This window comes from Nostoc sp. C117 (genome assembly GCF_043099735.1).
Lineage (GTDB): Bacteria > Cyanobacteriota > Cyanobacteriia > Cyanobacteriales > Nostocaceae > Nostoc.
Genome location: NZ_CP170991.1, coordinates 2,103,556 through 2,120,210 on the forward strand (window position 1 = coordinate 2,103,556; position 16,655 = coordinate 2,120,210).

Annotated in this window: 10 protein-coding genes and 1 pseudogene; 4 read left to right on the top strand and 7 right to left on the bottom strand. The window is 40.0% G+C overall.

The genetic code is table 11. The features are described 5' to 3' along the window. Nucleotides 1–101 precede the first annotated feature (101 nt). Nucleotides 102–983: pseudogene (locus ACFG4S_RS09760) on the top strand (YifB family Mg chelatase-like AAA ATPase); the annotation flags it as partial. 67 nt (nt 984–1,050) lie between these two features. Here the strand turns inward: ACFG4S_RS09760 and ACFG4S_RS09765 are convergent. Next, nucleotides 1,051–1,932, bottom strand: coding sequence for a 4-hydroxybenzoate solanesyltransferase (locus ACFG4S_RS09765; RefSeq protein ID WP_392534599.1), 882 nt, complete (start codon nt 1,930–1,932; stop codon nt 1,051–1,053). 434 nt (nt 1,933–2,366) lie between these two features. Between ACFG4S_RS09765 and ACFG4S_RS09770 the strand changes: the two genes are divergently transcribed. From ACFG4S_RS09770 to ACFG4S_RS09780, 3 genes are all read left to right on the top strand, one after another. After that, a complete protein-coding gene (locus ACFG4S_RS09770) occupies nt 2,367–4,019 on the top strand; it encodes a Ppx/GppA phosphatase family protein (RefSeq protein WP_392534600.1) in 1,653 nt (550 codons plus the stop codon). Nucleotides 4,020–4,701: 682 nt separating this feature from the next. Further along, the gene (locus ACFG4S_RS09775) at nt 4,702–5,727 is read left to right on the top strand and encodes a DMT family transporter (RefSeq protein WP_392534601.1); all 1,026 of its coding nucleotides are present in this window, start codon (nt 4,702–4,704) and stop codon (nt 5,725–5,727) included. A 206-nt stretch (nt 5,728–5,933) separates the two neighbouring features. Then, on the top strand, nt 5,934–7,091 hold the full coding sequence (locus ACFG4S_RS09780) for a peptidoglycan-binding protein (protein ID WP_392534602.1): 1,158 nt from the start codon (nt 5,934–5,936) through the stop codon (nt 7,089–7,091). A 5-nt stretch (nt 7,092–7,096) separates the two neighbouring features. On the opposite strand, the gene ACFG4S_RS09785 is transcribed toward ACFG4S_RS09780, so the two are convergent. From ACFG4S_RS09785 to ACFG4S_RS09810, 6 genes are all read right to left on the bottom strand, one after another. Further along, nucleotides 7,097–7,552, bottom strand: a complete 456-nt coding sequence (locus ACFG4S_RS09785; protein WP_392534603.1) for a DUF2141 domain-containing protein — start codon at nt 7,550–7,552, stop codon at nt 7,097–7,099. 159 nt (nt 7,553–7,711) lie between these two features. Next, nucleotides 7,712–9,541, bottom strand: coding sequence for an ATP-binding protein (locus tag ACFG4S_RS09790; protein ID WP_392535949.1), 1,830 nt, complete (start codon nt 9,539–9,541; stop codon nt 7,712–7,714). An 89-nt stretch (nt 9,542–9,630) separates the two neighbouring features. Further along, nucleotides 9,631–12,198 (bottom strand): PAS domain S-box protein, encoded by a 2,568-nt coding sequence (locus ACFG4S_RS09795; protein ID WP_392534604.1) that lies wholly within the window; start codon nt 12,196–12,198, stop codon nt 9,631–9,633. 566 nt (nt 12,199–12,764) lie between these two features. Next, on the bottom strand, nt 12,765–13,253 hold the full coding sequence (locus ACFG4S_RS09800) for a hypothetical protein (protein ID WP_392534605.1): 489 nt from the start codon (nt 13,251–13,253) through the stop codon (nt 12,765–12,767). Nucleotides 13,254–13,341: 88 nt separating this feature from the next. Continuing rightward, nucleotides 13,342–15,738, bottom strand: coding sequence for a response regulator (locus ACFG4S_RS09805; protein ID WP_392534606.1), 2,397 nt, complete (start codon nt 15,736–15,738; stop codon nt 13,342–13,344). A gap of 12 nt (nt 15,739–15,750) precedes the next feature. Next, nucleotides 15,751–15,903 carry a hypothetical protein gene (locus tag ACFG4S_RS09810; protein ID WP_392534607.1) on the bottom strand — a complete coding sequence of 51 codons (153 nt, stop codon included), beginning with the start codon at nt 15,901–15,903 and terminating at the stop codon, nt 15,751–15,753. Nucleotides 15,904–16,655 lie beyond the last annotated feature (752 nt).

Here is a 16,655-nt window from a genome sequence, read left to right on the forward strand (position 1 = left end):
TTTGTAGAAAAGCTTAATATTAATATTCTACGATGAGGTGATTTCCGTGTCAATACTGTTGTTGTTTACTTTAAAGAATTGTTTTTAAGAGCTATAGATAATTAATTTTTGTCGGACCACCGGGTAGCGGGAAAACCATGTTAGCACGGCGTTTACCAGGAATTTTGCCGCCTCTGAGTTTTGCTGAATCTTTGGAAGTGACTCGCATTCACTCGGTGGCTGGGTTATTAAAAAATCGTGGTTCCTTAGTACGCGATCGCCCTTTTCGCAGTCCTCACCACTCAGCATCGGGGCCTTCTCTGGTCGGTGGTGGTAGTTTCCCCCGTCCTGGGGAAATTTCTTTATCCCACAATGGGATATTATTTTTGGATGAATTAACAGAATTTAAACGTGATGTTTTAGAATTTCTGCGTCAACCTTTAGAAGATGGTTACGTAACAATTTCTCGCACCAAATTATCAGTCATGTTTCCCGCGCAGTTTACTTTGGTGGCGAGTACCAATCCCTGTCCGTGCGGTTACTATGGCGATACTATCCAACAGTGTACCTGTTCTCCCCGCCAACGCGAGCAATATTGGGCAAAACTTTCTGGGCCATTAATGGATCGAATTGATTTACAAGTGGCGGTGAATCGCTTGAAACCAGAGGAAATTACCCAACAACCTACAGGAGAAACATCAACATCGGTGCTTCAACGAGTCCAAGAAGCACGCGATCGCGCTATTACCCGTTTCCAAGAAGAAGCGAATCTGCGTTGCAATGCCCAAATGCAAAGTCGTCATCTGCAAAAATGGTGCAAGCTAGATGATACTAGCCGTAATTTATTAGAAGCCGCAATTAGAAAATTAGGTTTATCAGCAAGAGCAAGCGATCGCATTCTCAAAGTAGGACGGACTATTGCAGATTTAGCAGCAGAAGAAAAGCTCAAAGCCAATCACATAGCAGAAGCAATTCAATATCGCACGATAGATAGAATGCAGTAAGCTGTCAAATTGAATACTAGTCTAAATGATAAGTATTCAATCGGACATAATGTCAAGTCTGGTATGACTACCAAGAGCCAAGAATCATCCCACCAAGTAAGATAAAACCAATCCAGACGTTTTGGCGGAACATCTGACCATAAACAGGGTTAGGTAAATTTTGCTCTCTTAATCGCAGAGATTGCCAAACCCAGCTAATACTAGCAAATACAAGACTAATCCAGAAAGCTAGGTGAAGATTCATAACTACGCCTAACCAAGCTAATAAGAAGATTGTGCCAGCAAAGAAAATTCCAATAGCGAGAGGAGCATAATCACCAAAAAATAGAGCGCTAGAATTAACACCAATGCGCCGATCGTCTTCCTTGTCGCTCATAGCATAAACTGTATCAAATCCCAATGTCCACAATACAGTTGCGCCCCACAGTAGCCAAGTTCCTTGGGAAATAGTTTGTGTTACCGCACTCCAGCTAATCAACACGGCAAAACCCCAAGCGATGGAAAGCACTAGTTGCGGCACAGGAAATACTCGCTTTGCCCCTGGATAAAGGAGAATTACTGGCACTGCGGCCACAGATAACCAGAAACTCAAGGGGTTAAGGTAAAACGCAAGAACCGCTGCACAAGCCATCGCCACTATAGCGACGGCAATTCCGACTTTCACAGACAAAGCACGAGAAGCGAGGGGGCGATCGCGCGTTCTCTCCACTTCTGGATCGATATTCCTATCCCACAAATCATTGACAACACACCCAGTCGCACTTGTCGCCAAAGTCCCTAAAATAATCACACCAACCAAAGGTAAAGGCGGTTTCCCCGCAGCTGCCAAAAACACAGCCCACAGCGCGGGAATCATTAAAATCAAGCGTCCTTCTGGTTTATGCCATCGCAGCAGTCGAATAATTACAAGCCAAACTGGTTTTTTGTCGCGTTCTATAGTATTGTGCATGGGGCATCCCTTCGACTTCGCTCAGGGCAAGTGGGCATTGAGCATTGGGCATTGGGCATTGGGAATTGGGAAAAAGGAGGCAGGAGTTTTTGAATTTTGATTTTTGAATTGATTTGTCCCCTTTTCTCCCTCATACGCCATACCCAATGCCCCATGCTTTAATTCACAGATCTTTACATCTATAGAATAACGTTATTTGTTATTTGTAAAAACATAACCCAAGTGGCAACTTTAAAGACTTTTAAATAGTCACTAGGTTAGAAGTAGTAGGGTGAATATACTTAGTTCAGTTACCCTCGACCAAAGTGAGTTGCGAGTGCGGAGTATTTTTTAATTCACTCACTACTGGGCACTCAGCACTCACTAAATATCAGTGCCAGCTACCGCGACATACCACCGTTTGCCATCACTTCTTAATATAGAGAGAAAACTAGATGCAGAATTTAGTTTCGGCTAGCTGCGAGAGCATTCCAACTCAACCAGTTGAGCAACACCGGATTATTGCTGCCATTGATTTGGGAACCAATTCTCTACATATGGTAGTTGTCAGGATTGACGCCACACTACCAGCTTTTAGCATTATTGATAGAGAAAAAGAAACTGTAAGACTAGGCGATCGCAATTTAACTACTGGGGAACTCAAACCAGAGATAATTAAAAAGGCGATCGCTGCTTTAGGACGCTTCCAAAAAGTTGCCAAAACTATCAATGCTGAGACAATTATTGCTGTGGCGACTAGTGCTGTGCGCGAAGCCCCCAATGGGAAAGAATTTTTGCATACCATAGAAACGGAGTTGGGTTTAAGCGTTAACTTGATTTCCGGTCAAGAAGAAGCGCGACGAATCTACCTTGGCGTGTTATCGGGGATGGAATTTAACAACCAACCCCATATGATTGTTGATATTGGTGGTGGTTCCACAGAATTAATTTTGGGGGACAGTCACCAACCCCGTACTCTTACCAGTACCAAAATCGGTGCTGTGCGACTTACTAATGAGTTAATTACCACTGACCCCATTAGCAACGCTGAGTTTCAATATCTGCAAGCTTATGCACGCGGAACATTAGAACGGTCTGTAGAAGAAGTACTAGCAAACGTGGAGTTGGGAGAATCTCCCCGTTTAGTGGGTACGGCTGGCACTATTGAAACCCTGGCGATGATTCATGCACGGGAAAAGTCAGGTGTTATTCCTTCCACTCTCAATGGTTACCAGTTTAGTCTCAAGGACTTACGAGAATTGGTAAATCGTTTGCGAAAACTAACTAACGCAGAAAGGGCCACCATACCCGGAATGCCAGAAAAGCGCTCAGAAGTGATACTCGCTGGTGCAGTAATCTTACAGGAAGCGATGACTCTTTTGGGTGCTGAATCGGTGACAGTCTGTGAGCGCTCTTTGAGAGAAGGCGTAATTGTAGACTGGATGCTCTCCCACGGTTTAATTGAAGATAAACTGCGCTATCAAAGTTCTGTTCGGGAACGCAATGTTCTAAAACTTGCTAACAAGTATCACATTAATTTAGAGTATAGCGATCGCGTGGCTAAATTTGCCGAGAGTTTATTTGACCAAACCCAAGGCACGCTACACCATTGGGGATCTGACGAGCGACAATTGCTGTGGGCAGCAGCAATACTACACAATTGCGGTCATTATATCAGCCATTCGTCTCATCACAAGCACTCCTACTATCTAATTCGCAATGGGGAATTGCTCGGTTATACAGAAACTGAGATTGAAATCATTGCCAATTTAGCCCGTTATCATCGCAAATCACCACCCAAGAAAAAACATGAGAATTATCAGAATTTGCTGACTAAAGAGCAGCGACAAATAGTCAGTCAATTGAGTGCAATACTAAGATTAGCAGTCGCATTAGATAGGCGACAAATTGGAGCGATCGCCCAAGTGCAGTGTGAGTACTATCCCCAGTTTAGACAATGTAATCTGCTGCTTTTCCCAAGTCAAGCTGATGATGACTGCGCCCTAGAACTCTGGAGTCTAGATTACAAAAAAGGAGTTTTTGAGGAAGAGTTTGGCGTAAAACTTATAGCAACTTTAGAAAAGTCTACCCTTGCTAATTTCTCCTAGAAAGTTGAAAAACAGGTGCGTTACACAGCGTTAATTCACCTGTTTAATAAAGCATAAGCGTATAGATATGCGCCAATATGAATAAAGACTAATTCATGCACATATTTTGAAAATTTTATTTAAATTAATCAAGAATTTTTCATCTTACTTTAGGATGAATTGATAAACCATCTTTAGAAGTATTTAAATCACCAAAATTAGCAACTAGAATGTAGTTAACAGTTTAATTATTAATTACTGTTAGGTTATGTTGCTTTAGGATATCTAAGCTTGAGAAACTTAGATATCCTTGTTCTTAATATATGTAAATATAAAGAAAAAAGAAAATTTCTCTCTGGATCTTCTGCACTTGACAAAAAAACGTTATCAGGGAGTGGCTTTTTAGAAACCCCCAACCGCAAAGATTTTCAAAAAGCTCCTAATTTGCGTCCATAAAAGTGTAGAGTAGCTGAATTTTTTGCCCAACCTAGACATTGCTTCTGAAACTTAAGCTAGAAACAAAAGATTGCACTGTATACACTGAGACTTTTAACTTTAAGAATACTTGAAGAGAAGGACATACACCATGCAGTAGAGGTGTTTTAAGGTACAAATGAGTATTTCGTCTTCACAAAACGACATAATTCGGTAAAATTGGGTAAAGTAATTTTTGCGCTTGTTAAACAAAGGCATCAGCAAACCCATGCAACTGAAACTCAGTGCATCTCGACTTCCCTTCGCCCCTCTTTTGTTAATTGCCCCCTTTTTCCTATGGGGGACGGCAATGGTAGCCATGAAAGGAGCGATTCCTCACACCACACCGCTATTTATGGCGGGTGTACGTCTGATACCCGCGGGGATGTTAATTCTGATTGCAGCAGCATTGATGGGTAAACCCCAACCCAAAGGTTGGGCTGCATGGCTCTGGATTGCCTTATTTGCCCTCGTAGATGGGACGCTGTTTCAAGGCTTTTTGGCGGAGGGATTAGTCAGAACTAGTGCGGGGTTAGGGTCTGTAATGATTGACTCGCAACCTTTGGCTGTGGCTTTGCTATCTTTGTGGCTATTTCAAGAACATATTGGTTTTTGGGGATGGCTGGGATTAGGCTTGGGAGTCACAGGTATTAGTTTAATTGGCTTACCTGATGAGTGGATTTTGCATTTTCTCGACTCAGGGGAAAATATCATAATTGGTAGCTGGGAAGATTTGTTTGCCAGTGGTGAGTGGTTGATGCTGGTAGCAGCGCTATCAATGGCGGTAGGAACAGTGTTGATTCGGTTTGTGTGCCGACATGCTGACCCAGTAACCGCTACAGGATGGCACATGATTTTGGGCGGATTGCCACTATGGGGAGTTTCATCAGTTGTCGAATCCCAGCAATGGCAGAATTTAGGAGCATCTGATTTAGTAGCTTTGGGTTATGCTACTGTATTTGGCAGTGCGATCGCCTACGGATTATTCTTCTACTTTGCCTCTAGCGGTAGTCTCACCAGTTTGAGTTCCCTGACTTTCTTGACACCCATCTTTGCCTTACTATTTGGTAATCTCTTCCTTTCAGAAGTCCTCAGCCCATTGCAGTGGGTTGGTGTTTTCCTGACTTTAATCAGTATTTATCTCATTAACCAACGTGATGCTTTAGCAACAAGAAATGACACAGTTACTGTCGGCGAAATAGCTAACATACAGCAACCAGCTTTAGAAGCATCAGCAAAAAATTCAACCCCATAAGCGGGACAAGGGGATGGGGAGATGGGGGGCAGAGGGGCAGAGGAGATAATACTAACTCCTAACTCAGCACGGGCTAAACGCCCCGCTACCGCTAACAGCACTCCTAATGGCCATAACAAATAACAAATAAGAGTTAACATTTGGACATCTTGAAGGTATTGTAATATCGATGACTTCAAAAGCACGTTTAGGCTGAAACTTGCAATATGAGGCTATGCCGTTCCTCAATCTTGGTATTTACCTGTTTTTCTTGCCTGGGTTTTTACGCAAATACCCCAAGCACAGCTACATCTAAACCTGAAATCTTAGAACTTGCACAAGCTAATTCGAGGATTTCTGCTAGTGCGCCTGTTTTAACTACTGGTAGTCAAGGGTCAGATGTACAGAGATTACAAATCCAATTAAAGAAATTAGGATATTACAATGGCGCAGTTGATGGAAAATATAACGTTACTACCGAAATAGCTGTAGCTAAATTTCAAAAAGTAAAGGGTTTAAAAATAGATGGCATTGCAGGTCTAGCGACTAAGATAAGACTGCAAACAGCCTTCGCAGACAAAAATCGCTTGATTGCTTCTCCAATTGTCACTTCTAGAATTATTACCTCTGCTAGGGTCACTTCCAAGCCAACTGCAAAACCCCAGCCAAGTGAGAAAGGTTTTCTGTGGTGGTTAATATTTGCTGTTGGAGTTTTAGGAAGTTTTGGTGTGCTTGTTTACCTACTGAGGTGGTTTCGTCACGCCAAGCAATTGCAAAAGTCCGAAATATCAAATACTAAAAGTTTGAGTGAAGTGAAAAAAGATCCGATGACAGAACCTTTAGCAGAGAATATAACTAATCCACAGATAACTAAGCTACCACCCCCTCCCCCTCCTCCTACACAACTATTGCTACCAGAAAAAACTTCCCGTCTTGTTAAACTCAACATCGTTGACGAATTAATTCAAGATTTACGCAGTACTGACCCAAAGAAGCGGCACAAGGCTATTTGGAATTTGGGTCAGCAAGGAGATTCGCGGGCAATTCAGCCAATGGTTGACTTGATGATTGATGCCGATTCTCAGGAAAGCAGCTTAATTTTGGCAGCTTTGGCGGAAATTAGCACTCGCACACTCAAACCGATGAATCGTGCTTTGGCAATTTCTATGCAAGATGAAAATCCACAAGTGCGGCAAAATGCAATTCGGGACTTGACGCGTGTTTATGACATGATGAGTCAAATGAGTCAGATATTGTGTCATGCGCTGGAAGACCCAGATGCCGAAGTGCAAGCAACAGCCCGATATGCTTTAAGTCATATGAATAAAATACGTGGTTTGCCTGAACAGCGGAATGTTCCAGAAGATTCACAAAGTAATCCGTAATCAACCTAAAAATATTTCAATTTGATTTTGATATTAGTATTCGGACCTGCTACTAAAAATGATGCTTCGCCAAATTTGGGCGCTCTTGTTTTAACTTCTGGGTTGCTGGAAAACCCAAAACCTTCCACGGGAATACCAAGAATATTAGTATTGAGAGTACGGTCATTATTTTGATCGTGTATGATGGCAACGGCATAATTCCCTGCTTTTAAGTTATCAAAAGTGAGCAGTAAGGGAATATTAGTAATTTTAATACATTGGCTTTGTAAAACGCGATCGCGTTGGCTAGGAAATCCTTGACTACTAGCAAATAAACTCGCACAAACTTGTCCTTCTTCATTCTTTAATCCATCAATTTCTACGGTGAGTTTGCCATTGTAACCTGCCTTGGCGCTCAATGAACATGCCAGATTTCCGAATACTGCCAAGAGCAGCATACTAACTCTCAATCTCCTCACCATAAAATTTTCCTTTTGTTATTTGTCATTAGTCATTAGTTATTTGTCTTTATATATACAACTAATGACAGTCTTAATTATTATAAGTGTTGATCTCGACTTTAAATAATACAGCGAATTTCAACTTAGTCAGGTGGAAAATCTCAGTCTCAAAATCAAACATCAAGACTCTGAATTATGACTTTTGAATTCTGGTATAGGTAATGTAAACCAAAAAGTTGCCCCAGCTTGGGGAGTGGTATTAACACCAATTTCGCCGCCATGAGCATTGACAATTTGCTTACATAGATACAAGCCTAATCCCAAACCGACAGAATTGCGGATGTGACTACCCCGATAGTAAAGTTCAAAAAGCCGATCGCTTTGTTTTTGACTAATGCCGACGCCGTTATCACTAACAGTAGAATAAATTTTGTCGTCTTTAGGAGTAGCGTTGATTGTCAAAAGCAATCCAGGAGGATTGTGTTTCAGAGCATTGACAATTAAATTAGAAAAAACTCGCCATAATTGCGTCGGATCTGCATTTACTAATGGCAAATCTGCGGACACCAAATTGATCAGAGTTGCTTGATTTTGTTCTAGCAATGGCTCTAAATCTGCGATCGCTGCTTCCACAATTCTCAGTAATTGTACGGCTTCAAGTTGTAAAACAACACCTTGTATTTCACTGATATGAGCTTCCATCAAGGAATTAATTAAGTTAAGTTGGCGATCGCTACTTTGAATCATCCGCTCTAAAATTGAGCGTGAGACAGGAATTGAGGATAAAGAAGACGCGGGGAAAGAATTCTCGGTGTCTCCGTGTTCCCCCGTCACCTTATCCCCTACTTGCTGATTTAACAAATTCTTTAGCACCATCACAGTACCCAGAACTGGGTTGCGTAAATCGTGGGAAACTGCATGGAAAAACACTCGTAGTTCTTCTTCAGTTTGTTTTCGCTGTGTAATGTCTTCAATCAAACCTTCGTAGTACAAAAGTTTTCCCTGTTCGTCACGCACTGCATAGGCTTTTTCGGAAATCCAGACAATACTGCCGTCTCGGCGATAAATTTGAGACTCGAACTCGGAAACCCTGCCATACTTTTCCATTAGGCGTACAAATTCTGCCCGGCGGTTTGGATCGATATACAATTGGTGTTCAATATCAGTAAAATTTGCTGTCACCTCCTCTGCTGATGAGTAACCATAAATACCTGCTAAAGCAGGATTTGCTGTAATATAACGTCCATCGGGACTACTTTGAAAAATACCTTCAACGGCATTTTCAAAAATGGTACGATATTTAGCTTCTGCAACCTTGAGTTTTTGGTAGGCAGATTCAAGTTGTTGACGGGTGAAAAACTCAGAGTGTTGTAGGCGATCGTATAGATAAACGCCTATATCACATATTGTACAAAACCAAAAAATATATAAAATAAACGTTACATTATATATTTCTGGGTGTTCTGGGATTGGTGTTTTTAATCCAAGTAGCGTATTGATAGCAAAATAGTAAATCAATACAGTTATTTGAGACATCAAGTGAAGAGTCCAAGAGACTGGCATTAACACAGCTTGGCTCAAGAACAGCAGCGACCAACCAATGGTATCGGGTAAGGCAAAACCTCTAAAGGTTGCAAACAACTGTGATGCTAGACTAATTGACCAAGAAGAACCCAAAAATAATAAATCTGGACGATGGCGGCCTAACTTAGTTTTATGTAGGCCAAAGCATATAAGTATATTCAGCAGCATTGCAAAATTAATTACAAGGCTTTTCGGCCTAAGTATTTCTGACAGCTTCTCCATTTCTTGGAAAGGGAAGAACAAGCCGTAAATATCTCGCAAAGTAAAAGATAATAGACAGAACAGCGCCAGCCATAACCATAAACGCAATCTCTGCCACAAAAATTGGTTGCGCCAAGCTTTGTAAAGAATAGTGATTTCATCTGTTGTGGGTGCAGAAAAGGTTTGTCTCCACCACCTTTGCACTTTTATAAATGGGTTAGCCATTAGTATCCGAGCAACTTTGCCTGTACCATCGAAGGTGTTTTTGTTCGTCAAGATTGCCACAAAATAATACCTTCGCATTTTTTGGTAATTTATGGGTACTTTGTTGTGGATGAAGTTGCCAAAGGTAATGTAAACCAGAAAGTTAAGCCGCGCTTGCGGTTAGTCAGAACACCAATTTCGCCGCCATGTGCCTTCATCACTTGCCGACAAAGATACATTTTTAAACCAATGCTTGTAGAACAACAATCTTGGGGATCGCGGACATGGAGATCGAAAAGGCGATCGCCATCTACTTTGCTCATAGGTACACCGTCATCTTGAATTTGAGTGCGAATCATGCCGGCCTCAACGGTGGCACTCAAAGTAAAGTTTAATCCTGGTGGATTATTTTGCAAGTTATATGTGACTAAATGAGCCAAAACTTTTTGCAATCGAGTCTCATCTGCCATGACTAAAGGTAAATTTGCGGGAACCAAGTTTTTCAAAGTTGCTTGGTTTTCCATCAGCATCGGTTCTAACTGAGCGAAAATTCCTCCGAGTAGCGTGGAAAATTGCACAAGTTTGGGTTTAATTTCCAGACCCTCTTTTTCACAGGAATTAATTTCTAGTAATGAGTTAATCATCGCCAATTGGCGCTCGTTACCTTGAATCATCCGCTCAATTATTGAACGAGATATAGTTATTGGGGATTGAGTATGGGGTATGGGGTATGAGCCATGAGAAAGAGGCGAAAGACTGGCGACAATTTCCCCCCTGACCCTCTGCTCCCCTGCTTCCCTACTCCCTACTCCCTGATTTAACAAATTTTTTAAGACCATCAAATTACCCATGACAGAAGTTCGTAAATCGTGGGCAACTGTGTGCAAAACTACATCTTTGATGCGATGTAATTCTTCAACTTCCTGGATTTTTTGCTGCAACTGTGCTGTACGTTCTTGTACTTGCTGTTCTAAATTAGTGTTGAGTTCTGCTAGTTCTTGATAAATCTGGCTTTGGTGAATGGCGATCGCTACTTGTTCTGACATTTGCTGTAGCAAATCAATTTCTATTGGCTGCCAATGACGCGTCCCTGAGCATTGATTGGCAATTAAGGCACCAAATAATTCTTTCCCTAGCATAATTGGTACAGCTAAACTAGCTCTGGTTTGAAATTTTTGACAGTGTACTGTTACTTTGGAAGATAGTGGCATTTGGCTTATATCTTCAACCACACGTACAACATTATCTTTTAGTAAGTTTCTTAATTCTTGTAAATAATCTTCATCATTAGTAGACCAACCAGAGACTGATGGATATTGAGGATCTCCTGATTCAGCAAGAGTTCTAACTCCCAAGTTGGCATTATTTAGAGTAATAAAAACCCGATCTGCTTGCAGAAATTGCCTGACTTCTGTCACTGTGGTTTGGAGAACTTCCTCCAAATTTAGCGAAGAGCGAATTCGCACTAGGGTTTCTGCTAACAAGCGATCGCGTTGTGCTGATAAGCGTAATTTTGCTTCTACCTGCTTGCGTTCTGTAATATCGTGGTGAACTGCTAGTAGGGAAGGAATACCATCCAAATCAATGACTTCGGCTGAAAGTAGCGTTGTCATTAATTTACCTGATTTTTGGCGAAATTCTACTTCCAAGTTACGGATAACTCCTGTAGCTTGCAATTCCTCTATTAACTTTAGGCGATCGCCGTCATTTACCCAAAGATTTAACTCAAAAGAAGTTTTCCCAATCGCTTCATCTCGCTCATAACCTGAAAGTTTTACAAAACTGTCGTTAACTTCTATGAAGCGTCCTTCTTCGAGCGTACTAATAGTAATAGAATCGGGACTGCAACTAAAAGCTTTAGCAAATTTTTGGGCAAGATTTTGTAAAGCGATTTCTGCTTGCTTGCGTTCTGTGATATCCCGAACAATTGCGAGTATCTCATCTGAACCACTTACCACCAACCGCGCTTCATAATCTCTTACTCCCAGAGATGTCGGTAGCTGATATTCGCAAGTTTGCAAGTTTCCAGAATCTAAAGTTTTAGCGATCGCTTCTTGGCTAATCGCTGCAACGTCACTTGGTAATAATTCTTGCAAGTTTTTGCCAACTATTTCTTCTCTCGAAAGCGTGATATTTGCTCCCTCACTTTTCAAATCGAGATACTCACCATCGCGGCTGATGCGAAACATCAAATCGGGAATGGCACACAAAATTGCTTTATACCGCGCTTCGCTCTCTTGTAATTTTTCTTGGGCTTGTTTTTGGTTTGTAATATCTATGATCAAGCCATTCCAAAGCCAATCACCATTGGTTTGTACTTCTGGTTGAGAACTACCTTGAATCCATTTCAGTTTGCCACTAGGTGTAACGATTCGACCTTCCCAATGCCAAGGTGTAAAAGTCTTGCGACAAAAGGCTATAGATTCTGTAAAGGTTTTGATATCCTGTGGATGAATCAATTTGTATAGCACCTGGAAGTCTGCTTGTATAACTTCTGGTTCTAATTCATACAAATATTCACAACCAGAACTCACATAAAGGACAAATACAGAACCATTCTGCTGTTGCAGAACTTGAAAAACCATTCCTGGTAAATTGACAGCAATTTTTGAGAGCAGATTGATAGCCTCTTGCGGACAATCTGGTGTATACAGCGATTTTACAACGATTTCATCCACTCTTTGAGCCTTTATAAAGAATTTATGGATCTATAATTAAAAGCTAGAATAGCCAATTCAGGAGTTTAGATTCTGTTAGCGATTATGCTCCTAGAATCTAAACTCCATCTTCTTTCAGAGTAGTTCCTGAGCTAGCGATCGCATTCACCCAATCGGGTGAACCATTTACTATGGAGAGGGTAAAGTGATGGAAAAGTTACTTATGATTAGTGATTAGCAACACTTTTTTGACATGATGCTAGTCTTTAGTTAGCTTTTATAACTATAGACTGACACTCTTTTGAAGACGATTAAGTATAATAATAATCAATAATTCTACTATTTCTTAATAATTTAGTTTCATGAATAGCCTAACCAAGTAATTCCAAAAACTGGTTGAAAAATATTTCATTATTGAACAAGGTACTGACAATTGAAGGAGGCAAAAGGTGAAGGTAATTGAGTTTTAACTAATTGACAAGACTATATTTTTATTAACTTGAAACCAATAGCAAGATACCTACCCTACAAAATTGGATAGTTTCTTGGTTGAACATCGCTAATTACAAATTATTTAATTGACTTTTTTAGTTTCTCTCAGGGTTGAGTTCGTTGATTTCTCTACATTTCGCTTCTGCTGCTTCATATGCTACTAAATACTCTTTACCACCTAACATCACGTCACCGTAATATTCATAAGGTGCATCACCATAGATGGGTAAAGGATCGTCTTCTGGATAGTCTTCTTTTGATTCCTCGATGATGGCTTTAAGTTTTTTTACTGTCAGTTTTTGTGCAGCAAAATACCAAAGTTCTTGAGGTTTTTTTTTCAGGTGCGGGAACGTAGGATCGATAATACGTATAAGAGAATCATTGCTGGAAGTATCACCGACCTCAATCCAACTGTGTTCAATTGGTCTGTATGGCTTTCCAGCAAAAGTTAAAAATCCTTGAACATATTTTGCTCCTTCAGTGGACAATGCTGCTTTGTAAGCATTATCAAAAGGGGTGCTAGCTCTGCTTTTTATATGTTCCGCAACTTTGATTGACAGCGTTTCATCCAGTAATTTATTCATCAATAGCAAGGATTAGAGCAGCCATGACAACATATTATCACTATTTTGCTTGGGCATTGGGCAAAAGATAAATGACAATTGACCAATTCTACTTTGTAGCAATCACCATCTGTAAATTTATTAACAAATCACCTGATGTATAAGGCTTAGACAAAAAACTTTTAACACCGTTGCCAAGCATTTTAAGCATTTTATGGTTAGAAGCTAATCCACTAACACCAATAATTTTGATGTCTGGATTAATTTTTTTTAAAATAGTGATAGTGGTTAGGCCATCCATGCCTGGCATCATCATATCAATCAACACCACACTAATTTCTTGTTCATATTTGGTATATAGTGCGATCGCATCCATACCATCATTAGCTACTACAACTTTGTAGCCATTTTGTTCTAGCCAGGTTTTAGTAATCTCTCGAATTGAATCTTCGTCATCAACAACCAGAATTAATTCTCCATTTCCTGGGGGTAATTTGCGCTCCTGTAGTAATTTACTATCTGTCTCCATTGCCTGAGTGACAGGCAAGCAAATTTGAAATTCTGTGCCTTTTCCCACTTCAGTAACTACATTTATGAAACCGCTATGGCTTTTGATGATGCCAAGTACTGTTGAAAGACCAAGCCCTGTACCTTTACCTAGTTCTTTTGTTGTGAAAAATGGTTCAAAAATTCTATCTACTATTTCTCTCGAAATTCCTGTACCTGTATCAGAAACGGCGATCATTACATAAGAACCCATTTTAGCATCAATATTCATCCGAGCATAATGACTATCAACCCAGAAATTTTTGGCAGAAATTCTCAGAATACCGCCATGAGGCATGGCATCACGAGCATTAATACACAGGTTCATCAGCACTTGGTGCAGCTGAGTAATATCACCAAATATATTCCACAGGTTTTGTGTTGGAATATCGATATGGATTTCAATAGCTCTGGAAAATGTTTGTTTAATAATATTTTCTATTTCCGAAATTAAATCCCGCACCTGTAATGTTTTAAAGTTACCTACAGAACCGCGTGAAAACCACAAAACTTGTTTAACTAAATCTGCTGCACGCTTAACATTTGTTTCCATAATTGCTAGCCATTGCTGACTTTTTTCATCAGGAAGTTTTGCCTCTAGGAGTTGCACTGTCATCATCATTGGTGTCAGTGCATTGTTGAGATCGTGGGCGATACCACTTGCTAGTGTGCCAAGACTTTCCATGCGCTGTGCGCGGAGAAATTGGGCTTCGAGTTGTTTTTTTTCTGTAATGTCAGAGTTGACAATGAGGATTGATTTAGCTTGATCTCGATCGTGATTTACGAGTGTCCAGCGGCTAGCAACAATAATCTCTTGTCCTTGTTTTGTGACTTGACGTAACTCACCTTGCCACAAACCATTCTCACCTAAAGTTTTCTGGATATTTTTTAGTTGGCGCAAGTTTTGTTTTTGATACAAAAGCTGATTCGCATTTTTTCCCAGCACTTCTTCAGCCATCCAACCATAGAGACGTTCAGATCCTTTATTCCAAAATTGAATTTCGTTACCCAAGTCTTGAACGAGAATCGCGTCTGTAGTGATGTCAAGTAAAGCAGCTTGCTCGCGAATTTTCTGTTCTGCCTGTAAGCGATCGCGCAATGCAGCCTGGCGATCGCTAATATCAATCACAAAGCCCGCCATCCGAGCAACTTTGCCTGTAGAATCTAAAAAGATATACCCGTTATTCTCAACTGTAATATAAGTGCCATCTTTGTGAGATACGCGAAATTCTAGGTGGAATCGCTCTTTTGTGGATAAAACTCGGTTAATCTCTTCGTTAAAGAAGTTTCTATCCTCAGGATGAACCAATTCTAGCCAACGGTTAAAACCTCCCAAAATCTCAGGCATAGAATAACCTAATATTTGTTCTACATTTCCACCATATTGAATATCATTTGTATCTAGGTTCCAGTCGTAGAGAATCTGACCACTTGCCTGAATTAGTGCTTGATAACGATTTTTCCATTCGCCTAATGCCGCTGAATGATTTCGTAATTTTTCCTCTACTTGCTGGCGTTCAAAGATTTCTATCTCCAACCGTTCATTTTGCTCGGTAAGTTTTTTTGTCAGGTTTCGTAAGCGTAAATGGGTATTCACCCTAGCTAAAACTTCTTGATGTTCCAGGGGTTTGGTAATGTAATCTACTGCTCCAACATTCAAGCCTTTAACTATATCCAGTTTATCGATAAGGGCAGTTATAAATATTACGGGAATATCTTGAGTTGCTGGATTGCTGTTCAAAAGTTTGCAAGTTTCAAACCCGTCGATTCCTGGCAATAATATATCCAATAAAATCAGATCGGGTGACGCATTTTCTGCTATTTCAATTGCACTTTCTCCATCTTCAGCTACTAAAACTTTAAAGCCATAATCCTCTAAAAAATCGAACAATATTTTTAAATTATTAGGAAGATCGTCAACTATTAAAATTACATTTTTTTCATTTTTGTTAAGATTCATACTTAATTATGATTAATTTTTTTTAAATTCTCGACTTTGTTTGTCTTTAAAAGCTTTGAGATGCAATTGGTAAAAGCCTGTAATGGCATAACTGACCAATAAAGTCATTTTTCCAACAGCAACCAGGTAATTTTTTGGTTTAGGTGTTTTCACCTCATCAATCACAACACTCTCTCCTGGCTGATTTGAGATATCAGATCTTCTGCCACATTTTTGAGATATTCCCGAATTGTGTACTTGAAAGTAAAAAGATTTAATTAAAAGTAAACTATCTTAAGAAAATACCTAAAAAATCCGCTTTTTCGCTGTATAAAAAGTACCTGCTATCTGCTGAAAGAGCTACAAGTTGAGCATTCACATTTATTTAATAGTGGACGATGCTTGGGTAGAGCTACATCTATGCTACTTACAATTTTAGATATTAGGTGTTAAAAAATATTTTTAATTTGATAATTACCGATTTGACCAATGCTTAACTCAGTGTGGAAAGCTAGCCTTCTAACTATATAGATTTATTTTTGAATTTTCCGGTTTTGAATATAGCATTGTCATCAAAAAGTTACTCATAGGTGACAAATGAAGAACAATTTTATTTTTGCCATATCTCTACAAAACAAAGTAAAATTGCATTCTCAAATCGGAATAATTAAGTAGTCAGAATAGTTAAAGAATTAGACTAAAATTTGACGGATGAATATCCAAATTATACTAAACTCCTTATAAATTCTGACTTCTGAACAGCAGTTGTTACCTTGTGGAAAAGCAAATATACCAGGCGATTATAAATCACGGATACACAAACCAAGTCCGCCTACGCGGACTCAAAGAATTTGGAACCCACGCAGGTGGGTTTTGTCTGTATAACCGCGAATTACATTCGCCAGGGCAGGTCTGTTTTTACACTCATTGAGATGCTC